The 24,114-nt window shown below is 65.5% G+C and carries 25 protein-coding genes and 1 pseudogene; 7 read left to right on the top strand and 19 right to left on the bottom strand.

Annotated features, from left to right (window positions below; genetic code table 11):
* Positions 1 to 12: 12 nt before the first annotated feature.
* Positions 13 to 993: a Bug family tripartite tricarboxylate transporter substrate binding protein gene (locus B3098_RS12620; RefSeq protein WP_279971414.1), complete on the bottom strand. Its 981-nt coding sequence runs from the start codon at positions 991 to 993 to the stop codon at positions 13 to 15.
* Positions 994 to 1,152: 159 nt separating this feature from the next.
* Here B3098_RS12620 and B3098_RS12615 point away from each other — a divergent pair, with 159 nt between their 5' ends.
* Positions 1,153 to 2,049, top strand: coding sequence for a LysR family transcriptional regulator (locus tag B3098_RS12615; RefSeq protein WP_286896618.1), 897 nt, complete (start codon positions 1,153 to 1,155; stop codon positions 2,047 to 2,049).
* A 16-nt stretch (positions 2,050 to 2,065) separates the two neighbouring features.
* Here B3098_RS12615 and B3098_RS12610 read toward each other — a convergent pair whose 3' ends face one another.
* The 9 genes from B3098_RS12610 to B3098_RS12570 form a co-directional block, all read right to left on the bottom strand.
* Entirely contained in the window at positions 2,066 to 2,899 is an 834-nt protein-coding gene (locus B3098_RS12610) for an AraC family transcriptional regulator (RefSeq protein ID WP_286896616.1), read from the bottom strand.
* A 448-nt stretch (positions 2,900 to 3,347) separates the two neighbouring features.
* Positions 3,348 to 4,283, bottom strand: coding sequence for a 2-hydroxyacid dehydrogenase (locus tag B3098_RS12605; RefSeq protein WP_286896613.1), 936 nt, complete (start codon positions 4,281 to 4,283; stop codon positions 3,348 to 3,350).
* A 121-nt stretch (positions 4,284 to 4,404) separates the two neighbouring features.
* A complete protein-coding gene (locus B3098_RS12600; RefSeq protein WP_279971421.1) occupies positions 4,405 to 5,475 on the bottom strand; it encodes an ABC transporter substrate-binding protein in 1,071 nt (356 codons plus the stop codon).
* On the bottom strand, positions 5,472 to 6,644 hold the full coding sequence (locus B3098_RS12595) for an NAD(P)/FAD-dependent oxidoreductase (protein ID WP_286897093.1): 1,173 nt from the start codon (positions 6,642 to 6,644) through the stop codon (positions 5,472 to 5,474). The genes B3098_RS12600 and B3098_RS12595 overlap by 4 nt, the downstream gene beginning before the upstream one ends.
* Complete coding sequence (locus tag B3098_RS12590; RefSeq protein ID WP_286896608.1) at positions 6,641 to 8,023, bottom strand: NAD(P)/FAD-dependent oxidoreductase; 1,383 nt, start codon at positions 8,021 to 8,023, stop codon at positions 6,641 to 6,643. The genes B3098_RS12595 and B3098_RS12590 overlap by 4 nt, the downstream gene beginning before the upstream one ends.
* On the bottom strand, positions 8,020 to 8,388 hold the full coding sequence (locus B3098_RS12585) for a (2Fe-2S)-binding protein (protein WP_286896605.1): 369 nt from the start codon (positions 8,386 to 8,388) through the stop codon (positions 8,020 to 8,022). The genes B3098_RS12590 and B3098_RS12585 overlap by 4 nt, the downstream gene beginning before the upstream one ends.
* Positions 8,389 to 8,425: 37 nt before the next feature.
* Positions 8,426 to 9,220, bottom strand: coding sequence for an ABC transporter permease (locus B3098_RS12580; RefSeq protein ID WP_062839314.1), 795 nt, complete (start codon positions 9,218 to 9,220; stop codon positions 8,426 to 8,428).
* A gap of 19 nt (positions 9,221 to 9,239) precedes the next feature.
* Positions 9,240 to 10,130 carry an ABC transporter permease gene (locus B3098_RS12575; RefSeq protein WP_286896601.1) on the bottom strand — a complete coding sequence of 297 codons (891 nt, stop codon included), beginning with the start codon at positions 10,128 to 10,130 and terminating at the stop codon, positions 9,240 to 9,242.
* Position 10,131: 1 nt separating this feature from the next.
* Positions 10,132 to 11,202, bottom strand: coding sequence for an ABC transporter ATP-binding protein (locus B3098_RS12570; protein ID WP_286896599.1), 1,071 nt, complete (start codon positions 11,200 to 11,202; stop codon positions 10,132 to 10,134).
* A gap of 210 nt (positions 11,203 to 11,412) precedes the next feature.
* Between B3098_RS12570 and B3098_RS12565 the strand changes: the two genes are divergently transcribed.
* Positions 11,413 to 12,255, top strand: coding sequence for an IclR family transcriptional regulator (locus tag B3098_RS12565; RefSeq protein ID WP_279971430.1), 843 nt, complete (start codon positions 11,413 to 11,415; stop codon positions 12,253 to 12,255).
* Between the two features lie 80 nt (positions 12,256 to 12,335).
* On the opposite strand, the gene B3098_RS12560 is transcribed toward B3098_RS12565, so the two are convergent.
* Both B3098_RS12560 and B3098_RS12555 read right to left on the bottom strand, forming a co-directional pair.
* Positions 12,336 to 13,499, bottom strand: a complete 1,164-nt coding sequence (locus B3098_RS12560) for an alpha-hydroxy acid oxidase (RefSeq protein ID WP_105236807.1) — start codon at positions 13,497 to 13,499, stop codon at positions 12,336 to 12,338.
* Positions 13,500 to 13,707: 208 nt separating this feature from the next.
* A complete protein-coding gene (locus tag B3098_RS12555; RefSeq protein ID WP_175124848.1) occupies positions 13,708 to 14,604 on the bottom strand; it encodes a phytanoyl-CoA dioxygenase family protein in 897 nt (298 codons plus the stop codon).
* Between the two features lie 164 nt (positions 14,605 to 14,768).
* Between B3098_RS12555 and B3098_RS12550 the strand changes: the two genes are divergently transcribed.
* Positions 14,769 to 15,065: an acylphosphatase gene (locus B3098_RS12550; protein WP_279971435.1), complete on the top strand. Its 297-nt coding sequence runs from the start codon at positions 14,769 to 14,771 to the stop codon at positions 15,063 to 15,065.
* Between the two features lie 72 nt (positions 15,066 to 15,137).
* On the opposite strand, the gene B3098_RS12545 is transcribed toward B3098_RS12550, so the two are convergent.
* The 6 genes from B3098_RS12545 to B3098_RS12520 all read right to left on the bottom strand — a co-directional run bounded on the left by B3098_RS12545 (position 15,138) and on the right by B3098_RS12520 (position 20,404).
* Complete coding sequence (locus B3098_RS12545) at positions 15,138 to 16,046, bottom strand: EamA family transporter (protein WP_175124847.1); 909 nt, start codon at positions 16,044 to 16,046, stop codon at positions 15,138 to 15,140.
* 40 nt (positions 16,047 to 16,086) lie between these two features.
* Positions 16,087 to 17,145 carry a threonine aldolase family protein gene (locus B3098_RS12540; protein WP_286896593.1) on the bottom strand — a complete coding sequence of 353 codons (1,059 nt, stop codon included), beginning with the start codon at positions 17,143 to 17,145 and terminating at the stop codon, positions 16,087 to 16,089.
* A 5-nt stretch (positions 17,146 to 17,150) separates the two neighbouring features.
* The gene (locus B3098_RS12535; RefSeq protein WP_056565987.1) at positions 17,151 to 17,885 is read right to left on the bottom strand and encodes an amino acid ABC transporter ATP-binding protein; all 735 of its coding nucleotides are present in this window, start codon (positions 17,883 to 17,885) and stop codon (positions 17,151 to 17,153) included.
* 64 nt (positions 17,886 to 17,949) lie between these two features.
* On the bottom strand, positions 17,950 to 18,639 hold the full coding sequence (locus B3098_RS12530) for an amino acid ABC transporter permease (RefSeq protein WP_286896590.1): 690 nt from the start codon (positions 18,637 to 18,639) through the stop codon (positions 17,950 to 17,952).
* Position 18,640: 1 nt separating this feature from the next.
* Positions 18,641 to 19,405, bottom strand: a complete 765-nt coding sequence (locus tag B3098_RS12525) for an amino acid ABC transporter permease (RefSeq protein ID WP_175124845.1) — start codon at positions 19,403 to 19,405, stop codon at positions 18,641 to 18,643.
* 87 nt (positions 19,406 to 19,492) lie between these two features.
* Positions 19,493 to 20,404 carry an amino acid ABC transporter substrate-binding protein gene (locus tag B3098_RS12520; RefSeq protein ID WP_286896586.1) on the bottom strand — a complete coding sequence of 304 codons (912 nt, stop codon included), beginning with the start codon at positions 20,402 to 20,404 and terminating at the stop codon, positions 19,493 to 19,495.
* 171 nt (positions 20,405 to 20,575) lie between these two features.
* On the opposite strand from B3098_RS12520, the gene B3098_RS12515 reads away from it, so the two are divergent.
* A complete protein-coding gene (locus B3098_RS12515; RefSeq protein ID WP_175136960.1) occupies positions 20,576 to 21,508 on the top strand; it encodes a LysR substrate-binding domain-containing protein in 933 nt (310 codons plus the stop codon).
* A 54-nt stretch (positions 21,509 to 21,562) separates the two neighbouring features.
* Here B3098_RS12515 and B3098_RS12510 read toward each other — a convergent pair whose 3' ends face one another.
* Positions 21,563 to 21,844, bottom strand: coding sequence for a hypothetical protein (locus B3098_RS12510; protein WP_279971445.1), 282 nt, complete (start codon positions 21,842 to 21,844; stop codon positions 21,563 to 21,565).
* A gap of 384 nt (positions 21,845 to 22,228) precedes the next feature.
* Here B3098_RS12510 and B3098_RS12505 point away from each other — a divergent pair, with 384 nt between their 5' ends.
* The 3 genes and pseudogenes from B3098_RS12505 to B3098_RS12495 all read left to right on the top strand — a co-directional run bounded on the left by B3098_RS12505 (position 22,229) and on the right by B3098_RS12495 (position 24,109).
* Positions 22,229 to 22,576, top strand: coding sequence for a hypothetical protein (locus tag B3098_RS12505; RefSeq protein ID WP_286896583.1), 348 nt, complete (start codon positions 22,229 to 22,231; stop codon positions 22,574 to 22,576).
* Positions 22,577 to 22,587: 11 nt separating this feature from the next.
* A pseudogene (locus tag B3098_RS12500) lies at positions 22,588 to 23,762 on the top strand (PDDEXK nuclease domain-containing protein).
* The gene (locus B3098_RS12495; protein ID WP_286896580.1) at positions 23,759 to 24,109 is read left to right on the top strand and encodes a DUF1829 domain-containing protein; all 351 of its coding nucleotides are present in this window, start codon (positions 23,759 to 23,761) and stop codon (positions 24,107 to 24,109) included. Before B3098_RS12500 ends, B3098_RS12495 begins: the two are co-directional and overlap by 4 nt.
* Positions 24,110 to 24,114: the final 5 nt, after the last annotated feature.

The following is a 24,114-nucleotide window of genomic DNA, read 5'->3' as shown; positions in this document are numbered from 1 at the left end:
CAGTAAAGAAGGTCAGTCCAGACGAATGCCGGCCTTCTTCACGACCTGGCACCACTTGTTGATTTCGTCCTTGATCATTGCGCCGAACGCCGGTCCTGCGACGTCCGACACCTGCGCGCCCTGTTGCTCCAGATAGGTCTTCATGGCGGGCGCGTGCAGGGTCTGCACGAGGCCGTCGGTGAGCTTGGTGCGCAGCGGTTCGGGCATGTTGGCGGGCGCCAGCATGCCGAACCACACCATGGCCTCGTAGCCGGGGTAGCCGGATTCGGCGACGGTGGGCACGTCGGGCAACATGGGCGAGCGCTGCGGCGATGTGACGGCCAGGGCCTTGATCTTGCCGTCCTTGATGTAGGGGTACGAGGTCATGACGACGTCCATCATCATGTTGACCTGTCCGCCGACCAGATCGATGAGCGCGGGGCCGGAGCCGCGATAGGGCACGTGCACCATCGATACGCCGGCGGTGGACTTGAAGAGTTCGGCGGCCAGGTGGTTGGACGTGCCTTGGCCGTTGGAGGCGAAGGAGTACTTTTCGGGCTCTTTCTTCAGGAGGGCGACGAACTCCTGCAGATTGGCAGCGGGCACCGACTGATTGACCGACATGACGTTGGGGATGGTGGCGACGACCGTCAGGGGGGTGAAGTCCTTGACGGCGTCGTAGGGCAGCTTGGAATAGACGCAGGGCGCGCTGCCGTGCGTGCTGACCGACCCCATGAGGATGGTGTAGCCGTCGGCGGGCTGGCGCGCGACGAATTCGGTGCCGACGGTGCCGCCTGCGCCGGGGCGGTTTTCAACGATGACGTTGGCGTTCAGGCGCTGGCCGAGGCCTTCGGCGATCTTGCGCGCGACCAGATCGGTGGATCCGCCGGCCGCGAACGGCACGACGATGCGGATGACCTTGTCCGGCCAGGCGGCGCTGGCGGACCCGGCGGCCGCAAAGAGCGCGATACCGGCGGCAATGCGACAGCAACTGCGTAGTAGCCCTGTTTTCATGGCTTGGTTTCCCCTTGTTGATAGAACTTCGTGATGGCCGGATCATGCGTGTCCGACCTTGGTTCGCTGCAACAACGAGGTCATGCTAGGCCTGGCTTGGAAATGACAGCAGTCCTACAGGTTTATATTTGTATAGATGCCATTTATGGACGCGCGGCGATGAAGAACCCGGACCTGAATCTGCTTGTGCATTTCGATGCGCTGATGGCGTGCCGCAATGTGTCGCGCGCGGCGGAGGCGATGAACATCAGCCAGCCGGCGATGAGCGCGGCGATGAACCGGCTTCGTCAGTTGTTCGGCGATCCGCTGCTGGTGCGCGAGGGCGGGGCGTGGCAGCCGACGTTGCGGGCGTTGGAGCTGCACCAGAATTTCAAGCCGCTGCTGGAGGGCTGGCATCGGGCGACGCGCACGCGGGAGGCGTTCGATCCGGCGCATTCGTCGCGCACGTTGTCGTTGTATGCGACCGACTATGTTCAATACACGTTGCTGCCGAAGCTGATTCCACGGTTGGCGGTGGATGCGCCGCATTTCCAGTTGCAGATCGTGCCTGCGCGGCCGCAGCATGGGCTGAGCATGCTGGATACGAATCATGTGGAGCTGATCGCGGGGTATTTCCCTGACCCTGCGCCGGATTTGCGTACGCGTTTTTTGTATCAGGAGCCGGCGGTTTGCATCGTGCGTGAGGGGCATCCTTGTTTGCGCAAACGGTGGAATCTGGACGCTTATTTGAGCTATGGACATCTGGATCTGGCGGCGCACACGCGGTATTTCAGTACGGCGATTGATCGCATCCTGATGGGACAGAACCGGAGCCGCAAGATCGTGGCTACGTTGTCCAGTTATCTGGTTTGTCCGTTCATCGTGGAAGGGTCGGATTTGATTGCGACGATGCCGGGGAGCATTGCGAAGGCGATGGCGGGGAGCGCACGGATCGTGTCGCAAAAGGTGCCGTTGACGCTGCCGCCGATTGCGGTGTCGTTGTACTGGCACGAGCGCTATCAGGACGATCCGGCGCACGCCTGGCTGCGGCAATATCTGGCAGGCGTGCTCGGGTAGCGGGATGCGCTGTCTGCTATTGAAGCGGCAGGCAGATACGGGTCTGCAATTGCGCGGGCGGGGTGGTGCGCGGGTCGTTCAGGTATTGCTCGAACATGGGGAAATTCGCGGGGGCCATGCCGCTGGATGGCAGCCATTCGGCAAAGAGCCAGTCGTAGGGCTTGCGCATTTCGTTGTAGGGGCCGGTGTACGTGAGGATGGCGCAGCGGCCGGCGGGAATTTCGAAGCGTTCGAGTTCCTGGCCGATGTCGGCATCGGGCGCGACGGGCATGCCGGCAAGCGATCGCAACTGGCTTTCGGGGACCTGTTCGGGGTCATCGAAATAGATGCCGTAGCCGATGGTGTCCGGCGTGGCGATGCCGCGGCCGATGGCGAGCATGAAGGCCCTTGAGAAGACGGGGCCGATGTCCTGGTAGCTGCCGCGGTGGGACAGGACGGCCAGGGTGGTTCCAGGGAAGTTCTCGATGACGACGGGGTACATGGTCAGCTCCTTGGGGGTGGAAGACTGGGAGCGGGCGGCGCGATACCGGCCCGGCGGGGTGCCGAAGAGGGCGCCGAAGGCGCGGTTGAAGGCGGCGTCGGATTCGTATCCGGCGCGTTGGGCGATGTCTCTCAATGGGGTTTCGGTGCCGGCCAGGGCGGCGGCCGCGCGGTGCATGCGGATGCGCTGGACGGTGGCGTTGACCGTTTCTCCCATCATGGCGCGGTAGACGCGGTGGAAGTGGTAAGGGGATAGGCAGGCCAGGTCGGCCAGGTGGTGCAGGTCTGGCGGGGCGTCTGGGTTGGCGGCTAGCCAGCGTAGGACGGGGTCCAGGCGTTGGGCGTGTTGGGATCGCGTTGCGGGTTTCAATGGGTTGCTCCTTGGTAGGGGCAATTTAGCTTTTGGGGGTTTGCAGATTTTGCGGATTTTTTGGGCGGCGGGTTGCTTTCTTTTGACGCACGGCGCGGCGGTGGCCTTGGGACGCGGGGCTACGATTGCGGTCCGGAGCCTTCGCTCCGGACTGCCCCTTCGTCATCGTCGTTGTCGCCTCCGGCGACTGCCTTCCGATTCCCTCGGGCGCATCTACACGCCCCGCGCCCCAAGGCCACCGCCACGCCGTGCTCGGGTGATTCGGGTTCCGGCATTGCTGGGGCGAGTTGTTTGCTTGGCGTTCTGGCAAGCGGTGGGAGGTGGCGGAAGGTCTTGCGGGGCCCGCGCCACGGCGGCCGCGCGGGCGGCCTGGTGGCGCTTACACAGTGTCTTGCGGCACGCGTTGGCGCTGCGCGCTTCGCTCTGGATTGCTGTGGGCTGCGAGGTGTCAATAGCCGCGCTGCGGGTCGTAGATGTTGGGTAGGGGCTCGCCGCGCTCATTGGCTGCGATCAGCAGGGCGGTGTGGCGGGCGCGTTCCTTGCGGTCGGGGATCGCGGCGCAGTGGGGGGTTATGGTGATTTTTGGGTGGGTCCACAGCGGGGAGTCTTCTTGCAAGGGTTCTTGCTCGAAGACGTCCAGGATGGCTTGATCCAGATGGCCGCTGTCCAGCGCATCCAGGATGTCCTGGGTGACCATGTGGGCGCCGCGGCCGGCGTTGATGAGGCTGGCGCCTTTTGGAAGCTGGGACAGCGTCGTGCGGTTGAGGATGCCGCGCGTCGTTTCGGTGGCGGGCAGGAGGCAGACGAGGAGGTCGGTGTTGGCGAGAAAGTCGGCGAACTGGTCCTGGCCTGCGTAGGAAGGCATGTCGGGGAGCCGGCTGGCGCCGCGGGACCAGCCGCTGACGGGAAAGCCTGCGCGTGACAGGAGTTGGGCTGAGGCAACGCCCAGATGCCCCAGGCCCATGATGCCGACGCGTACGTCTGCGGCCACGCGGAGGGAGTCGAAAATCTCCCAGTGGCGGCGGGACTGGTTGTCGGTGATGCGTTTGACGTTGCGCGTGATCATCAGGGCGCTGGTGAGCACGTACTCGGCCATCTCGGTCTGCGTGCGCGCGGTGACCATGCGGGCGATGGGCTGGTGGCGCGGCAGGGTGGGGTCGGCGAGGATGTGGTCGACGCCGGCGCCAGCGCTGATGATGAGTTTCAGGTTGGGGAAGGTGGCGAGGCGGCCGGCGTCCGGGGCCCAGACCAGGGCGTAGTCGATGGTGGCAGGGTCGGGGTCTTCGTGCCAGCTGACGACGTCCAGGTCTGGCGCGAAGATGCGGAATTGCGTGCGCCATTCTTCGATCGCCTGGGGGCCGCCGGAATTGATGATGAGGCGCATGCTTGTCCTTGCTGGTGTTGCGGGCGTGTATGCCCGGGCTTAGGCCGAGGGCTTAAACCGGTTGCATAGACCCGGCGCGGCGCGCCTGCGGGTTGTCCACAGGGAGCGCCGCGCGGTGTCGTCAACGTTCGACCGTGCGGTTCCAGCGGGCGTTGAACGCGGGCCGGGCCGCGTTGATCTGGTCCCAGTCCAGAATCTTAGCGTTGGCCATGTAGCCTTGGAAGCGCTTGAGGGACTCGGCGTTGTCGGCGGGGGCCTGGACGTTCTTGTTGGACGGGAAGTGGCCGCCCATTTCCAGCGCCTTGGCCTGGGCCTTGGCGGACAAGAGGTACAGCGCGAGCTTTTGCGCGAGTTCGGGTTCGCTGTTCTTGGCGATGACGCATTCGCCGACCATGAGGATGACGGAGCCTTCCTTGGGCTGGGCGTATTCCACCGGGATGTCGCGCTTCTTCAAGCGGGCGATGGCGGTGGGGGTGAGCGGGAAGATGGCGGCCTCGTCGGACTGGATCATCTCGGCGAGCTTGGCGGAGTTGGGGATGTACTCGAGGACGTTGGGGCCGATGGTTGAGGGCCACTTCTTGAAGCCGGGCTCGTAGTTCTGGTCGTTGCCGCCTTCGATGCGATTGAACATCAGGAAGCCGTGCAGGCCGAAGGTGCTGCCGGAGGCGGACTGGAAGACGACCTTGCCTTTGTACTTGGGGTCGGCCAGGTCGAGCCACGAGGTGGGCGGGGTCCAGCCGTTTTTCTGGAAGAGGCGGGTGTTGTAGCCGAGGCCGGTCATGCCGATGTCGATGCCGGCGGCCATGCGGTCTTTCATCAGGGCGGTGGGATACAGCTCTTTGAGGACAGGGTCGTCGTTGAGCTGTTCGCACAGGCCCATGGAAATGGCGCGGGCCATGATGCCGTCGTCCAGGAACATGACGTGCATCTGGGGCTTGTCTTTGTAGGCCTGGGCCTTGGCGAGGACGTCGGTCGAGGTGCCGGGCACGACGACGATCTTGACGTTGTTGGCCTTTTCAAAGTCCGGGAAGACGTGCTGGGTGAAGGCGCGTTCCATGTCGCCGCCGTTCATGCCGACGTACAACGTTTTCTGCTGCGCCATGGCGCCGGCGGACAGCAATGCCAGCATCGCCGCGCCTAGCAACCGTTTCCCCTTGTTCAGGCGCTGCGCGCCCTGTTTCTTTTGCATCATGGTGACTCCAGCGTTTGCTCACGAAGACGATCAGGCCGGGCCGCGGCGCCGTGAGCGGCGGGCGCGTACCGTTCAATGCGGAAGGCATCGATAGGGATGGAGGATCGGCCGTGCACGACCAGGTCGGCCAGCACTTCGCCGATGGCGGGGCCGATCTGAAAGCCCGCGCCGGACAGGCCGAAGGCGTGAAAGAGGCCGGGCACGGTGGCGCTGGGGCCGAGCACGGGATTGTGGTCGGGCATGTTGCCTTCGACGCCGGTCCAGAAGCGGATGACCTGGGCGCCGCGCAGCACGGGCAGGAGCTTGACGGCGTTGGTCATGAGCGCGCCGAGGTTGGCGCGGCCGGGGCGTGCGTAGTCGGGGTCGGCGGAGACGCCGCGTCCGCCGCCGATGACGCAGTTGCCGCGCGCGACCTGCCGTGCGTAGATGCCGCCGCCCTGCATGCCGAGGCTGACGTTCATGAACAGCGGCAGGGGCTCGGTCACCATCATCAGGGGGTGGATGGACGTTTCGGGAACCGGCTCGCCGAAGCCTTCGGCAAAGCGGCCGGCCCAGGCGCCGGCGCAGTTCAAGAGGTAGCGCGATCGCACTTCGAGCGTGTCGCCGGCGCGCACAATGAAGCGCGTGCCGTCGTGCGTGGCGGAGGTGACGCGCACGCCTTCGCGCACGTCGGCGCCCAGCGCGGCGGCGGCACGTCCGAAGGCGGGGGACACGAGCCGCGGATTGGCGTGGCCGTCCAGCGGGCAGAACGAGCCGCCGACCACGCTTTCGCCCAGCCAGCCGAAGCGCTGGGCGAGCGCGCGGCGGTCCAGGATTTCAAGGTCCATGCCGAAGCCGCGCGTATTGTCGCGGTAGGCTTCGAGCAGCGCCAGATCGGCGTCGGAGGTGGCCAGTTTGAGGTGGCCGGAACGCACGTATTCGCCGTCGATGCCGATCAGCGCGGCCAGTTGGCCCCACAGTTCGTGCGCGCGCCGCGCGAGCGGCAGCTGTTCGATGCCGCGTCCCTGCCGGCGCACGCCGCCGTAGTTGACGCCGCTGGCCTTGGCGCCGCACAGCGCGGCTTCCAGCAGCACGACGGGCACGCCTAGCCGGCGCAGGAAGAGCGCGGCGCTGCCGCCGACGATGCCACCGCCGATGATCGCGACTTCGGTGTCGATGCGTTCCATCAGGCGGCCTTTTTCGCGGGCCGTTCCAGGCAGACGACGCTGACCGGAATGGGCTTGACCGGCGGCTGGTTGCGCAGCCGTCCTACCGCCTGCGGCGCGCAGCCGACGGCATGCGCCAGGACCTCTGCGCCGGCCACGCCGCACATGCGGCCCTGGCAGCGTCCCATGCCGACGCGGGTCAGCGCCTTCAGGCGATTCATCTCTTGCACGCCGTTGTCGCGCGCGGCCTGGCGGATGGTGCCGGCGGTGACTTCCTCGCAGCGGCAGACGACGGTGTCGTCGGCGATGCTGGCCCAGTCCTCGGGAAACGGAAACGCGCGTTCCAGCGCGTCGCGCACGCGGCTGTTTGCCGCGAGTTGCGATTCCAGTATCCGCGCGCGGCGTGCGGCGTGCGGGTGTCCCGTGTCTTCAAGCAGCGCCAGCGCGGCGCGTTCGCCGGCGAGTTCCGCTGCATCGGCCCCGGCAATGCCCGCGCCGTCGCCCGCGACGTAAACGCCCGCCAAGCTGCTGCGTCCGGCGGCGTCGCGCCGTGGGATCCAGTTGCGGTCGCGTTCGTTGAATTCGAAGTCGCAGCCGATCAGGCTGGCGAGCTGGGTTTCGGAACGCAGCGACAGGCCGAAGCCGACAGCGTCGCAGTCCAGCGTATGCGTCCGTCCGTTCCGGGTGTACGACAGGCCCGTGACGCGATCGCCGCCCTGCACGGCGACAGGGCGTACGCCGCTGCGCAGCGGCACGCCGTGCGCGCGCAGCCAGGCCATGTAATAGAGGCCTTTGGCCAGCAGCGCGGGTGCGCGCAACATGCCGGGTAGCGCCGCGACGCGGTCCGCAAATCGCGACGTGTCCAGCACGGCGGCAACCTGTGCGCCGGCCTTGGCGTATTGGTATGCCACCAGATACAGCAATGGGCCCGTGCCAAGGAACGCCACGCGCGATCCGATGGCGCAGCCCTGGTGCTTCAACGCGACCTGCGATCCGCCCAGCGTGTAGACACCGGGCGTCAACCAGCCGGGAAACGGCAGCACGCGGTCGGTCGCCCCGGTCGCAAGAATCAGATGCGTGTAGGGCACCGCCGTGCTGACGCCGTCGCGCAGCACGTCCAGCGTCTTGCCCTCGGCGTTCCAGACCAGGCACCCGGGGCGATATTCGACGCTGCCCTGCAGGTCCTGCATGGTGCGGTGCACGGCGTCAGCCTTGCGGTGTTCAAAGCCGTACAGCGCGGACTTGGGACGCGAGAAGCCGGGCGGCGGCTGGCGGTAGATCTGGCCGCCGGGGCGCAGCCCTTCGTCCAGGATCACGGGCCGCAGGCCCTGCGCGGCGAGCGTCTGGGCCGCGCGGATACCGGCAGGGCCGGCGCCCACGATCACGGGCATGACGATGCTCATGATGCGTCGTCCTCGGGCCAGGCAGCGGCCATCAGCATCCCTGGGGCAGAGGCGGCGGCCAGTGTGCCGGGCGCGGCAGCGGGCGCCAGCGCGGCGCTCTGCAGCCGCATGCCGGGCTCGATGTACGTGGAACAGGCGCGCACACGCTCGCCGGTTTCAAGCTGCACCCAGCAGTCCTGGCACGCGCCCATCATGCAGAAGCCGGCGCGCGGACCACCGCCGAATTCCGAGGTGCGCAGGCGTTCGGCCTGCGTCAGCACGGCGGTCAGGACCGTGTCGCCGGCCAGTGCCGTGCACGTCTGTCCGTCGAAGGTGAAGGTCAACGCGGGCCGGCCGGTTTCGGCCAGGCGTTTCAGGATTGCCATGGCGCGCGCGGCTCCTTTGCGGCTGTCGGCAGTGAATTCATTTCTGGCCCACCAGGACGCGGTCCAGGCCATACACGCGGTCCAGCAGCAGCATCGTCACCGCGGTCAGCGCGATCACCAGCGCCGACACGGCGGCCATCATCGGGTCGATGGATTCCGTGGCGTACATGTACATGCGCACCGGCAGCGTGATGGTCGACGGCGCGGTGATGAACACCGACATCGTCAGTTCGTCGAAGCTGTTGATGAACGCCAGCAGCCAGCCGCCGGACACGCCGGGAATGATGAGCGGCAAGGTGACGGTGAAGAACACCGTCGCACGGCTGGCGCCGAGCGACAGCGCCGCGTGTTCGATGGACCGGTCAAAACCCACCAGCGCGCCGATCACCAGGCGCATCACGTAAGGCGTGATGACGACGACGTGGCTGGCCACCAGCCACGGAAAGCTGCCGGCCATGCCCATCAGCGCAAAGAAGCGCAAGAGCGCCACACCCAGCACCAGATGCGGAATCATCAGCGGCGACAGGAACAGGCCGTTGAGCACGTCGCGCCCCGGAAAGCGGTAGCGCGTGATGGCGATGGCGGCGGGCACCGCCAGGCACACGGCGATGCTGGCCGACAGGAACGCCAACCACAGGCTGTTCTTGAACGCCTGCATGAAGTTGGGATGGTCGAAGACCGCATAAAACCACCGCAGCGAGAAGCTGGTCGTGGGCACGGTCAGCGTCGAATCGGGCGTGAACGCCACCAGGCACACGATGACCAGCGGCGCCAGTACGAACGCCACTACCAGAAAGTTGAACGCCAGCGCGAAAGGACCGTTCTTCTGCATGTTCGATTCCTTGCGCGGCTCAGCCCAGGCTGCGGCGGTAAGAGCGTTCGACGACGCGGTTGTACGCCATCATGACGATCACGTTGACGATCAGCAGCACAATCGCGATCGCCGCGCCCAGCGGCCAGTTCAGCTCGGTCAGGAACTCGTCGTACACGACCGTGGCCACCATCTTTAAGCGCCGTCCGCCCAGCAGCGCGGGGATGGCAAACGAGCTGGCCGACAGGCCGAACACGATGAGGCTGCCGGACAGGATGCCCGGCATGGCCTGCGGCAGTACGATGCGCGAGAGCGTCTGAAAGCGCGAGGCGTTCAGCGACAGCGCGGCGTGCTCGACGGTGGGATCCAGCTTCTGCAGCGATGTCCAGACCGGGATCACCATGAAGGGCAGCATGACGTGCACGAGGCCGATAATGACGGCGGTGGGCGTGTACAGCAGCGATCCCAGGCCCAGCGCGGCGGCCGCCTTGCCCAGCGGCCCGCTTGGGCCCAGCAGCATGCTCCAGCCGAACGCGCGCACCACCAGCGAGATCAGCAGCGGAGACAGCACCACCAACAGGAAGATCGAGCGCCAGGGCTTGCGCATGCGCGACAGAATGTAGGCCTCGGGCGCGCCGATCAGCACGCAGATCAGCGTCGTGACGCCGGCGATCCAGAAGGTGCGCCAGAAGATCTCGATGAAGTAGCCGTCCGTCACCACGGCCAGGTAGTGTTCGAACGTGTGGCCCGGCTGGATGCCGGTGGCGTAATCGAACGGCCGGAAGGACAGGGCAAAGGTCAACGCCAGCGGCGTGAGCACCAGCGTCAGAAACACGAGGGCCAGCGGAATCGATCCCAGGATGGCCAGCATCCCGTCGTTGCGCGGCTTGGGCGGGTTGGCGGCGGCGCCGCGTTGCGTCAGCGTCGCCATATCAGTCCGCCGCCGCGGCAGCAGGCGCGCGCAGCACGCGCAGCACGCCGTCCGCCCAGTCCAGCCCGATCTGTTCGCCGTCGTCATGCGGGCGGCGGCCATCGTTGGGCGTCAGGATGGTCAGCGCCCCCACGGGCGAATCCAGGTCGTACATCCACTGGCTGCCCAGGAAGTAACGCGTGTTGACGACACAGGCGAGTTTGCCCTGGCCAGACGGCACGGGCACCAGCTTTTCCGGGCGCAGCGACAGCTGCACGCTGTCGCCGTGGCGCAGGCCTTCGCCGTCGACCAAAAGGCTCAGTGCGCCGGTCTGCACTTCAGCCTGCGCGCCGCAGCGCGTCACGCGGCCGGGCAGCAGATTGGTCTTGCCGACAAAGCGCGAGATGAACTCGGTCTGCGGATGTTCATACATGCGGTAGGGGGCGTCCACCTGCGTGGCCCGGCCGTCCTGCATGACGACGACGCGATCGCTGATGGACAGGGCCTCGGCCTGATCGTGCGTGACCATGACGGTGGTGGTGCCGATCTTGCGCTGGATGCTGCGCAGCTCGAACTGCATGTCCTCGCGCAGCTTGGCATCCAGGTTGGACAGGGGTTCGTCCAGCAGCAGCACCGGCGGACGGATCACCAGCGCCCGGGCCAGCGCCACGCGTTGCCGCTGGCCGCCCGACAGTTCGCGCGGGAAGCGGTCGGCATGCTTGTCCAGCTTGACCAGGGCCAACGCCTCGCGCACACGGTCCTGCCGTTCGGCGCGTTCGACCTTGCGCATCTTCAGGCCGAAGGCGACATTGTCGGCCACGATCAGGTGCGGGAACAGCGCATAGCTCTGGAACACGATGCCCAGGCCGCGCGTGTTGGGCTTGGCGTGCGTGATGTCGCGGCCGTCCAGCGTGATGGTGCCGCAGGTCACGTCGGCAAAGCCGGCAATCATCTGCAGTGTGGTGGTCTTGCCGCAGCCGGAGGGGCCCAGCAGCGAGACGAACTCGCCCTTGTCGACCGATAGGCAGAAGTCCGAGACGACACGCAGATCGCCGTAGTTCTTGGAGACGTTGTCCAGCCGCAGAAATGCCATGTTCCAAACCCCGTGGCCCGTCCGGGCCCTGCGCCGCCGGGTGGAAAAAGTGCCGCCCAGGCTGCCTAAGTGATGGCGCAGTCTAGGAGCCGCCAAAACCGAGGGTCAATTAGGGTTTTCCGAAGAATCGAATTTTTTATTCGTTATTTCCGGTAGACTGAATTTCTTGATAAAAATACGCCAGACTATTTTGATTATCGGAACCCAAGAATGAAGAAATCAGAAACGCCGGAGGATTCTGCGGGCCAGGGCGTATTGCAGCGGGCCTTTGCCGTGCTGCGCGTGCTGGCCGACGCCAAAGGGGAAAAGCTGCGCCTGACCGATATCGCCGCCCGCACGGGCCAGGCGCAAGCCACGGTGCACCGGGTGCTGCAAGGCCTGATGCAGGAGGGCGTGGTGGAACAGCCGGCTCAAAGCAAGGGCTATCAGCTCAGCGTCGCCTTCTTTTCGCTGGCGGCCGCGGCGGGCAACCATCAGTCCAGCCTGCGCACCCTCTACCGGCCCGCCATGCTGCGTCTGTCCGGCATGCTCAACGACACCATTTTTCTGCTGGTGCGCAGCGGCTTTGATGCGGTCTGCGTCGACCGCGTGGACGGCGCCTTTCCGGTGCGCTCGCATACCGGCGACATCGGGGGCCGCGTGCCGCTGGGCATGGGACAAGGTGGCCTGGTGCTGCTGGCCAGCCTGCCGGAAGCCGAGCGCGAAGAGGTCATGCGCTTCAACATTCCGCGCCTGCATCACCTGGGCTTCGTGGACGAGATCTCGATGCGCGTGCGCATCAAGGAATGCCTTGAACTGCGCTACGCGCGCAGCCAGGGGCAGGGCGTGTTCCCCAACATCGCGGGGCTGGCGGTGCCGGTCTACGATCCCAACGGCGTCACGGTGGCGGCGCTGAGCGTGGCGGCGCCCATCGAACGCATCAGCGATGAACGCCTGCCGCTGATCGTGGAAATGCTGCGCCGCGAGGCCGACGCGGTGGGCGCGCAGATCAATCCTTTCGACCCCGCGCTGCGCAGGCCCAGCCAGTTTCTGGGCACGGGCAACGGGGCGTAGCCGAGGCCCGGTGCGCCGCGTCCGCACAAAAAAAAACCCGGACACGACAAGGTCCGGGCCTTTTCATTGCGGGCAGGCGATCAGGTCGGATACGTGCCCGGCAGCAGGATGCTGCGGTCGCCCGGCTCGATCGTGCGGCGGCCGCACAGCGCCATCGTCGTGTCCATTTCCTTGTACAGGATCTCCAGCGTGCGGGTGACGCCGGCCTGGCCATACGCGCCCAGCCCGTACAGGAAGGCGCGGCCGATCATCGTGCCGCGCGCGCCCAGCGCCACGGCCTTCAGGATGTCCTGGCCGGAGCGGATGCCGCCGTCCATCCACACCTCGATCTTCGAACCCACGGCATCGGCAATTCCCGGCAGGGCCGCGATGGACGACATGGCGCCGTCAAGCTGGCGGCCGCCGTGGTTGCTGACGATGAGCGCGTCGGCGCCGCTGTTGGCGGCGAGCTGCGCGTCCTCGACATCCAGAATGCCCTTGATGATGAGCTTGCCGCCCCAGCGCTGCTTGATCCATTCCACGTCGTCCCAGCTCAGGCGGGGATCGAACTGCTCGGCCGTCCACGACGACAGCGACGACAGGTCGCTCACGCCCTTGGCGTGCCCGACGATGTTGCCGAAGGTGCGGCGCTTGGTGCCCAGCATGCCCATGCACCAGCGCGGCTTGGTCGCCAGGTTGATGAGGTTGCGCAGCGTGGGCTTGGGCGGCGTCGACAGGCCGTTCTTGATGTCCTTGTGGCGCTGGCCCAGGATCTGCAGGTCCAGCGTCAGCACCAGCGCCGAGCAGCCGGCGGCCTTGGCGCGGTCGATCAGGTTGCCCACGAACTCGCGGTCGCGCATGACGTAGAGCTGGAACCAGAAGGGCTTGCCGGTGGCCTGCGCCACGTCTTCCAGCGAGCAGATGCTCATCGTGGACAGCGTGAACGGCACGCCGAAATCGGCGGCGGCCTTGGCGGCCAGGATCTCGCCGTCGGCATGCTGCATGCCGGTCAGGCCCGTGGGCGAAATCGCCAGCGGCATGACCACGTCCTGGCCCACCATGGTGGTGCGCAGCGACCGGCCTTCCATGTTGACCGCCACGCGCTGGCGCAGCTTGATCCGATGAAAGTCGCTTTCATTCGCGCGATAGGTGCCTTCGGTCCAGGCGCCGGAATCGGCGTAGTCGTAGAACATGCGCGGTACGCGCTTCTGCGCGACGACGCGCAAATCTTCGATGCAGGTGATCGTAGAAAGGTTAGCGGTCATGGAGTGTCTGTGGAGTGATAGGGGTGCGCCAGCTGCGACTCATTTTCTTGTGCTTTCGGGCCGCCAGCCGTGGGGCAGCCTTGCCGCCGCGCCAGGCTTGATGACCCGCGCGGCGCCGCCCAGTATACGCGCCGAGGCCGGCAAGCGTCGCTTGCCGGCCCCGTTCGCCCCCCTGCGCAAAGGCTCTATGGCCCCTGCACGCCCAGCCCTAGCGCGGCCACACCTTGCTGACCGCGCGTATCGTTGCCCACGCCACCCAGCGCGGGCTGGTCAGCCGCGCGCCCGGCAGCCGGCGCATCACGTCCACCGCCAACCCGCCACGCTTGTGCCATTGCTTCTTGCGGGTCTGGCTGTCGGTCCAGCGGCCTTCCAGCCACGGGAATTCCCGGCGGCCCGGCTTGTACACCGGCGGCGTGTTGTAGATCAGGATGTACGCCAGCCGCGGCGTCTGCGACGTGTTCGGTCCCGTGAAGTGCAGCGTGCGCGCATCGTGGACAGTGATGCCGCCCGGATCAAGGGGCTCGGCCACCGCCTGTTCGCGCGGGAAATCGCCGCAGCATTCCAGCGGATGCAGCGTCTTGTCGCCGCCCGGGGAACGGTGCTCCAGCACGTCCCACTTGTTCGAGCCCGGCAGGAACTGCATGCAGCCGTTCTCGACGGTGGCCGGCTGCAGCGCCAGCCAGATGCTCAGTTCGTTGTAGACAAAGTCCGGCGACCGGAAGGCTTCGTCCTGGTGCCATGGCGTTTCCGGACCGTGCGGGCCGGGCTTGAGCAACGCGTGCTCGCCATACAGCGCGGCCTGCGGGCCCAGCAGCTGCCGCGCCAGTTCCAGCGTGCGTTCGTGGTACACCGTCTTCAGCAGGCCCGGGGCATAATGTCGCGGATCGTGCAGACTCGGAAACTTCGCGGGCTTGCTCGGGTCGTCGCGGCTGACAAAGTCGTATTGCGCGCCCTCGTTGTAACCCGTCTTATTCGAGAACAAGTCCAGCAGCGTCCTGCGGATGTAGCCGACCTCGTCCTGAGGGCACATGTCCTTCAAGGCCAGGTATCCCTGATCCCTGTAGCGCGCTGTCTCGGCTTCCGACAACAAACTGGTCTCTTCCATAATGGCTTCTCCAAGCTCTGGTAATGGGTATTTCTAAGCTGGCACGTTTTGACATGGGCTCTAACGTATCGCTTCGAAGCCTGCCGGGCCTATAGACCATCCGCCGTAGCCGGTTCCGCCTACGCCAGTCGCGCGTGGCGGCGCATCATCCGAAGGAAAAACCCATGCAAGACCCTAAGCCCGATACCCAGATCGAAACCGTCCACGTCACCGTCAGCGGCACGGTGCAAGGCGTGGGCTACCGGCACGCCACGGTGCGGCGCGCTCACATGCTTGGCGCGAAGGGCTGGGTGCAGAACATGCTGGACGGCACGGTCGAAGCGCTGGTGCAGGGCACGCCCGACCAGGTCGATCACATGCTGGAATGGCTGCGCCGCGGACCGCCGGGCGCGTCGGTGCAGGAAATCATCACGCGCCGGGAGTACACCGATAAGCGTTACATCCGCTTCGAGCAACTTTGAGGGCCGCGGGCCCTCGCCGGCACGCTGTAGGCCGGGCGGACGAGGGCCCGGTAGCGTAAAGGCTGACCGGCGCTAGCGTGTGCGCAACCAGCGGGCGCCGACCTGGTTGATGACCAGCCCGGCCAGCACGCACCCGGCGCCCACCCATTGCAGCGGCTGCAGCCGCTCGCCGAACGCCATCGACGCCGCCCACAGCCCCACCACCGGCACCAGCAACGAGAACGGCGCGACTTTGGCCGCGGGATGGCGCGACAACAACTGCGTCCACAGCGTGTAGGCAACCAGGGTCGCCAGCACCGCCAGGTACAGCACCGACAATGCCTCGCCCCAGCCCATGCCGGTGATCATGCCCACGACCGGTTCCCAGCCGTCGATCAACACGGCCAGCGCCAGGAAGGGCAGCACCGGGGCGGCGCTGCTCCAGGCAATGAACGCGAAGGGGTCGTAGCCGGGCGCCTTGCGGCTGGCCAGCCGCACGATCATGTTGGACACCGCCCACATGAATGCCGCCCCCAGCGTCAGGACAAAGCCCAGCATCGTCATCTGCCCCGGCCCGTCGCCGCGCGCCCCCGCGATGACCGCAAGGCCCATCGCGGCGACGCCCAGTCCGATCCAGTGATGCCGCCGCGCGCGCTCATGCAGCACCGGCGCGGCGAGCAGCAGCGTAAAGAAAGCCTGGGTCTGGATGACAAGCGATGCCATGCCGGCCGGCATGCCGAACTTGAGCGCGGTGAACAGCAGGCCGAACTGGCCCAGCCCCTGGACCAGCCCGTAGGCCGCGACCCAGTGCCACGGCAGCCGCGGCATGCGCACAAAGAGAATGAGCGGGAAGGCCGCCAGCGCGAATCGCAACGCGCCGAGCATCATCGGAGACAAGCCCCGCATGCCGACCTTCATGACGACAAAATTCAGGCCCCAGATGACCACCACCGCGAGGGCGCAGAAATAGTCTTTCCGGGAAAGATGAGTGGGGGTGGACATGGCGGGCATTATCGCATCGCCCACCCCAAAATCGGCTGAATCAGCGCGCGTTCAGCACCGCGGAAAACGCCTTGACGGCCATATCGATATCGTCGTCGCCGATGTGCCGATGCGTGACGCAGCGCAGCCGCGTACGGCCCCACGGACGCGTCAGCACGCCTCGCGCCTGCAGGGCCGCGACCCATTCGGCATTGGTCATGCCGGTGTCGGCGGTCTCGACCTGCACGATGTTGGTTTGCGGCACGGTCGCGGTCAGCGTGGGCGCCAGCGTGTTGATGCCGTCGCTCAACCGGCGCGCCCGCACGTGGTCCTCGCCCAGCCGCGCGCTCATGTGCTGCACGCCTTCCAGGCCCGCGGCGGCCATGATGCCGGATTGGCGCTGCGTGCCGCCCAGCATGCGGCGCAGCGTGCGCGACTTGGCGATCACGGCCTGGCTGCCCGTCAGCACCGCGCCCACCGGCGCGCTCAAGCCCTTGGACAGGCACAGCGACACCGTATCCGTGTATTGCGTGATGTCCATGGCCGGCACGCCCAGCGCCACCGCCGCGTTGAACAGCCGCGCACCATCCAGGTGCACCGGCACGCCGGCTGCGCGCGCCATGCCGTGCACGGCCTGCATGTGGTCCAGCGGCAGCACTGCGCCGCCCGCGTTGTTGTGCGACGTCTCCATCGCCACCAGCGCAGTCTTGAGGCGGTGCCCGCCTGCCATCAGCGCGTCTTCGAGCCGGTTCAGGTCCATCGCGCCTTCGGCGCCGGGCAGGCCTTGGTAGAACAGGCCCGTGAACGTGGCCGCGCCGCGTTCCGACGTGTACATGTGGGCAGTCGCTTCCAGCGCCACCTGTTCGCTGCGCTGCGTTTGCGCCAGCACGGCCAGCAGGTTGGCCATCGTGCAGCTCGGCACGAAGAGGCCCGCCTCCTTGCCCAGGCTGGCCGCGACAGTCGCTTCCAGCTCGCGCACAGTGGGATCGCCGTCCAGGCCGTCATCGCCGATCGGCGCGGTGCGCATGCGCTCGTACATGGCCGCGGTCGGGTGCGTGACCGTATCGCTGCGCAGGTCGACGCGGAGTGGGGGAGGTTCGGCGGGGGTCCGCTGGGTCATGGCTTTCAGTGCTGCAAAATTTTGGAAAGAAACTGGCGCGTGCGCGGGGCACGCTCCTCGACATTGCCGAAGAACTGCTCTTTCTGGCAGTCCTCGACAATCTTGCCGCCGTCCATGAAGATCACACGGTCGGCGACGCGGCGCGCGAATCCCATCTCGTGGGTCACCACCATCATGGTCATGCCTTCGCCCGCCAGGTCGGTCATCACGTCCAGCACCTCGTTGACCATCTCCGGGTCCAGTGCCGACGTGGGCTCATCGAACAGCATCACGACCGGGTCCATCGACAGCGCCCGGGCGATCGCCACGCGCTGCTGCTGGCCGCCCGACAGTTCGCCGGGATGCTTGTCCTTGTGCGCCGACAGGCCCACGCGCTCAAGCAGCGCAAGCGCGCGCTGCCGCGCTTCGTCCTTGCCGCGCTTGAGCACCTTGATCTGCCCCAGGCACAGGTTCTCGGTCACGGACAGGTGCGGGAACAGCTCGAAGTGCTGGAACACCATGCCGGCGACTGCGCGCAGCTTGGGCAGGTTGGTGCGCGGATCGCCCACCGACACGCCGTTGACCACGATCTCGCCTTTCTGAAAGGGCTCGAGCGCATTGACGGTCTTGATCAGCGTGGACTTGCCCGACCCGGACGGGCCGCACACCACCACGACTTCACCGCGGCGCACGGTGGTGGAGCAGTCGTCCAGCACCTGGAAGTCGCCGTACCATTTGCTGACCTGCCGGATCTCGATCATCGGGGGATTGGAAGAGGATTGCATCGTTGAACCTGTGGATAACGTGATTGCTGCGGCAAGCGGCTCAGCGCAGCACCCGCGTACGCTTTTCAAGCTGCTTGACCAGACGCGATGCCGTGAAGCAAATCACGAAATACACCACCGCCACGAAGAGATAGAGTTCGACCAGCCGGCCGTCGCGCTGGCCGATCTTGGACGCGGCGCCCAGGAAGTCGGTGAGCGACAGCACGTACACCAGCGACGTGTCCTGGAACAGGATGATGACGCGCGTCAGCAGCGCTGGCACCATGTTGCGCAGCGCCTGCGGCAGCACGACGTACCGCATGCCTTGCCAGTGATTCAGGCCCAGCGCCATGCTGGCCGATACCTGGCCGCGCGCGATGGACTGGATGCCGGCACGCATGATTTCGCAGAAGTACGCGGCCTCGAACAGCGTGAACGTGATCACCGCCGAGTTGAACGCCCCCACGCGCAGCGGCGTGGGCGAACCCACCACCCACGCGGCGATGTACGGCATCAGAAAGTAGAACCAGAAGATCACCAGCAGCAGCGGGATCGAACGCATGACGCTCACGTAGATGCCCGCCGGCACCGACAGGATCTTGTAGCGCGACAACCGCATCATCGCCAGGATCGTGCCCAGCGCCAGGCCCATCACCGCCGCCAGCACCGTCAGCGTCAGCGTGAAGGTCATGCCGGTCTGGAACAGGTACGGCAGCGAGCCCCAGATCACATCGAAATCGAATTTGCCCATGTCAGCGCCCCAATCCCGCAGGCGACTTCGCGGCCGTGCCGATCAGGCCGGGCACCGCGACTCGGCGCTCGAGCGTGCGCATCCCCAGCACGACGATGCCGTTCAGAATCAGGTAGATCACCGTCGCGGCCGAAAACGCCTCGAAGATGTGAAAGCTGAATTCCGCCATGGATCGCGCCTGGCCCGTCAATTCCAACAGGCCGATGGTCAGCGCCACCGACGAATACTTGATCGTGCCCATGAACTCCGAGGTCAGCGGCGGCAGCACGATGCGATAGGCCTCGGGCAGGATGATGTAGCGGTAGACCTGGCCCTCGGTCAGTCCCAGCGCGGTCCCCGCCTGAAACTGCCCGCGCGGCAGCGACTGGATGCCGGCGCGCAATTGCTCGGCCACACGCGCCGATCCGTAAAAGCCCAGGCACAGCACCGCGGGCACGAACTGCCCCCACGGCTGCGGCATCTGCTTCATCGCCAGGCCCCAGGCATGGGGCAGCAATTCGGGCAGCACGAAATACCACAGGAACATCTGCACCAGCAGCGGGATGTTGCGGAACAGCTCTACATAGGTCGCGCCGATGGCGTTCATCAGGCGCGACTGCACCGTGCGCATCACGCCCAGCCAGGATCCCAGCAGCAAAGAGAAAACCCAGGCCGTCAATGCCAGCGCGAGCGTCCAGCCCACGCCGATCAGGATCGTTTCCAGGAAGGTGTGCACGCCGTCCGGCGACATCTCCAGGAAGACGCTCCAACTCCAGTTGTAATTCATGCCCTCGCCCTTGATTGCAACGCCGGCCCCGGCCGGCGTCCTTGCTTCATGCGCCGCGGGGACGCGTTGCGCCCCGCGGCATGCGGCTTACTCGTAGGCCTTGGGATCGCCCGAGTCGGTGGGGTTGGCCAGGGCGCGCTTCAGGGCGTCGCTCATGGGGTACTTCAGGTTGATCTGCTTGGGCGGGATCGGCGCGTTGAAATACTTGTCGTACAGCGCCGCAACCTTGCCGGTCTTCATCAGATCCAGCACCGCGTCATCAACCACCTTCTTGAACTTGGGATCGTCCTTGGGCTGCATGATGCCGTAGGGCGCCATTTCCAGGCCCTTCTTGCCGATCACGAAGGCGTCCGGGTTCTTGGACGAGGCCACGGCGCCGTAGGCGATGCCGTCGTCGTTGGCCGAACCCGCGGCGCGGCCCGATTCCACCATCAGGATGGTCTCGGCGGTGTCCTTGGTGGGCGCCATCGAGATGCCCAGGTTGCCCTGCGCATTCAGTTGCGAGATCAGCTTGAACGTCTGGCCGCCGGCCTGCGCCGCGATGGTCTTGCCGCGGAACGAGGACAGGTCATTGGGGTCCACGCCGCCGTCCTTGCGCGCCACCAGCACCACCTGCGCCACGAAGGTCGTGGGCGCGAAGGACACCAGCTTGTGGCGGGCTTCGTTATTGGTGGTGTTGCCGCATTCCAGGTCGATCGTGCCGTTGGCCAGCAGCGGAATGCGCGTGGCCGACGTCGTCGGGTTGTAGCGGACTTCCAGCTTGGGCAGCTTCAGCGCTTCCTGCACGTACTTGGCGACTTCCTGGCAGATCTCGACCGTGTAGCCGATCGGCTTCTGATTGCCGTCCAGATACGCAAACGGCACCGAGGTCTCGGGGTGGCCGATCGTGATGACGCCGGTTTCCCGGATCTTGTCCAGGCGGCTGGGACCTTCGGCATGGGCCGTCGCGGTGGTGCCCAGCAGGGCGGCGGCGACGGAGATCGCGGCAAGTGCTTTCATCTGATTCCCTTGGCGCCGTACGTGCGGCGCGTGTTTATGTTCACGATCGGCGGATCCAGTCTGGCTGGCGACCGCCGCGTCCCGCGATGAGCCCCGCGGCTGGCAAAAAGTATCAACTAGCAGTATGGTTTTATCCAGTTCCAATCAGGTATTCCTCTATACGGATTTGACATGGCCATTACTCGCATGGGCTTGCGGCACATTGAGGCGTTTCGCGCCGTCATGATGACCGGATCCATGACCGCTGCGGCGCGCCGGGTGCATACCTCGCAGCCGCACGTTAGCCGCTTAATTGCGCAATTGGAAGCCATCACCCAGTTTCCATTGTTCGACCGCAATGGCAGCCGGCTGAGCCCGACCCAGGACGGATCGCGCTTTTTTCAGGAGGTCGAAAAGACCTTCATCGGCCTCGCCGGCCTGGAGTCGGCGGCAGCCAGCATCCGCTCGTTCAGCGCCAGCCGCCTGAGTGTGGCGGCCATGCCACGCCTGGCGGGCGGGCTGCTGGCGCGCATCGTGGCCGCCTTCAAGACCGAGTATCCGGACGTTATGGTGTCCATCCACTCGGGCAACGCCAGCGCGGTCCACAACTGGATCAGCTCGGGATTCTGCGATACCGGGCTGGCGATGCTGTCCGGCGAAGCGCCGGGCATCCAGGTCGAGCCGGTGCTCACGATGAGCTGCGTGGCGGTGCTGCCGCGCGGACACCGCCTGACCAAACTGAAGAAGCTCAAGCCCGCCGATTTTGCGGGCGAGCCCTTCATCGCATTTCCCAGCGGCACCCCGCTGCGCGAGAAGATCGACGCCGTGTTCAAGTCCGCCAAGGTCGAACGTCATACGGTGGCCGAAGCGGGATTGGGGTCGTCGGTGTGTGCGCTAGTGGGCGCGGGGCTGGGCGTGGCGCTGATCAACCCGCTGGCCGCGCGCGAGGAATACGAAGCGAACGGCGTGGAAGTCCGTCCGTTCAGCCCGGCGGTGCCGGTCACCGTCGCGCTGCTGTACCCGCCGTATCACACGCGCACGCGCCTGGTCACGGTGTTCTCGCGGTATGCGCATCAGCTGATGCAGGAAGAGATGGGGGATCTGAAGGCGCGGCCGCCGCGGTAGCCGTACGCGGCTGCGAGGCACTTCGATCTGGGTCAGACGCCCACTGATAAGGTGTCAGGCCGACTCTCGGGGCAGCAAAGCCAAAGGCACGCCCTTGCGGGGCTGGCCTTCGATGACTAAGCAGGCGTGTGTGTCGGATGACGCACAAAGTGAAAAGCAGGTCGTTGATGCAAAAGGTCTTTCACTAATTTCGTCATGCGTCGCTAGCTGACGCAAAGCGCTGGCTACCGGCTCAGGCGTGCCGCGAAGGCTGAGCAAGACGATCATGCTGCCGAACGGCCATGGCAGTGCTACCGAGACCCGCTCGGGACCGAAGTCCTTGGCATCGATGGTCATAGCATCAGCGACACCGGCGATAACCTCGGAGATCAGCGGCCGAAACGTGGGTGACTTCCTCTGGAGAAGGTACTCGTTCAGCTTGTTCCTGCGCGACAGGCTGCACCGAAAGTGCCGATGGGCGAACAGGACCAGTCAAGAACTTTCGCTCGCGAAAGTCTGTAGATCGAGAAATCTACAGCCGGCTAGTGGAGCCGGTCTCTGACGTGGTACCGAACGGTGTGAGACCCGGTTCGCCATGTCGTCACGGCGGCGTCTGGATTGATGGCGCGGCCATCCACGCGCTGAACGATCCGAAAGTCGAGCCGCTCATCATCAGCTGCCTGCAGTTGTGCCACACTCATAAAATGAAGAACTTGTACCAAGTCGATCAGGACACCCGAAATGAAGCGCTGCGTCGTCGGCATTCGCCGTCCCAGTGACCCGGAATCGCCTCCGGGCAAAGAAACGCCGACGGTCTGGTTTCCCTCGATGGCCGCGGTGCTGTCTGAGGACAATCAGTCTTTGCTTCGCCTTATCCGCGACCGGCGCCCCAAGTCGTTGACCGAGCAGGCCGAAGGTGAAAACCTGTACTGGCCCAGTTACAACCTGGACATCAACAACCCGCACGCCCGCGCCGGACTGGAGCACGCCGACCCGAAAGACCTGATTGGCGCGATGCCCAGCCACGAGGCAGATGTCATGCGCCTGCTGGGTGAGATCGAGGCCTTGGTCGCCGAGGTGCAGGCATGACAACACCCACCATGCCGCCCCCAAAGCATCAGACCGACTATGTCGCCGTCCATGCCGACATCGTCGCGTTGCTGGAAGCGGCACGCCATGCCGCCGCGCGCAGCGTCAATGCGCTGATGACCGCCTCATATTGGGAAATCGGGCGGCGCATCGTCGAATTGGAACAGGGCGGCAAGGAGCGGGCCGAGTACGGACAGGCCCTGCTCAAGCGTCTATCCATCGACCTGTCCGGACGATTTGGCAAAGGGTTTTCCGAGCGGAATCTCGAGCAAATGCGGCTGTTCTACCTCGCTTGGCCACCGGAGCACATTTCGCAGACAGCGTCTGCGAAATTGCCCCTCATCCAGATTTCGCAGACAACGTCTCGGGAATTGGTATCGCGTACGACGCCCGGCACGCCTCGGCCATCCTTCGACCTGGCGGCGCTGGCGCAAGCCTTTCCGCTGCCGTGGTCGGCCTATGTGCGCCTGCTCTCGGTCAAGAACCTGCAGGCGCGGGCGTTTTATGAGACCGAAACATTGCGTTGCGGCTGGTCGGTGCGCCAGCTTACCGCCAGGTCAACAGCCAGTTTTACGAACGCACCGCCCTGTCGCACAACAAGGCGGCGATGCTGGAAAAGGGGGAAGTGGCCGAACCCGGTGATGCCATCACTCCCGAGCAGGCCATCAAAGATCCCTTCGTGCTGGAGTTTCTCAACCTCAAGGACGAGTATTCCGAGTCCGACCTGGAAGACGCCTTGATTCAGCACCTGGCCGACTTCCTGCTGGAGCTGGGCGACGACTTCGCCTTTGTCGGCCGTCAGCGCCGCCTGCGCCTGGATGACACCTGGTTCCGCGTTGACCTGCTGTTCTTCCACCGCCGACTCAAGTGCCTGCTGATCATCGACCTGAAGATCGGCAAGTTCAGCCATGCCGATGCCGGACAAATGCACCTGTATCTGAACTATGCCCGCGCGCACTGGATGAAGCCGGGCGAGAACCCGCCCGTGGGCCTGATCCTGTGTGCGAGCAAAGGCAGCAACGAGGCGCACTACGCGCTGGAAGGCCTGCCCAACAAGGTGCTGGCTGCCGAGTACCAGACCGTGTTGCCGGATGAGAAGCTGCTGGCCAAGGAACTGGATAAAACACGGCGGGAGTTGGAAGCGCGGCGTATCGTACGCGTTGACGATACGGAGGGCTGCGTATGAAAGCATGGGAGGGGGCGATTGCAATCGCGCAAACTGAGGATTCCGGCCGCTTTGGGTCACACCGCTTCAATAACCACCAGTTCGATTTCGTCGTGCCCAAGTCCAGGGGTGCGCCGGAGCGGATTCTTCGGGTGATCAACAACCCCAACAAAGACAATGCCCAAAGCGCCGCATTCGCTTGGGTAGATACCAAGGATGTTCGACCAGCCGATTCCTTGGCATTCGCCGTCCTCAATGATCATGATCGCAAGGTCAGCGATCCCGTGAAAGAAGCCCTGCTCAGCTACGACATCACTCCGATTATTTGGTCGAAGCGAGAGGGGTTCCGAGAACGGCTGGCGGCATGAAGAAC

This window comes from Achromobacter sp. UBA2119, assembly GCF_002331005.1.
Taxonomy (GTDB): domain Bacteria; phylum Pseudomonadota; class Gammaproteobacteria; order Burkholderiales; family Burkholderiaceae_B; genus Achromobacter; species Achromobacter animicus.
Note: the sequence above shows the minus strand (reverse complement) of the source record. Positions and strands in the feature narration are given on the sequence as shown.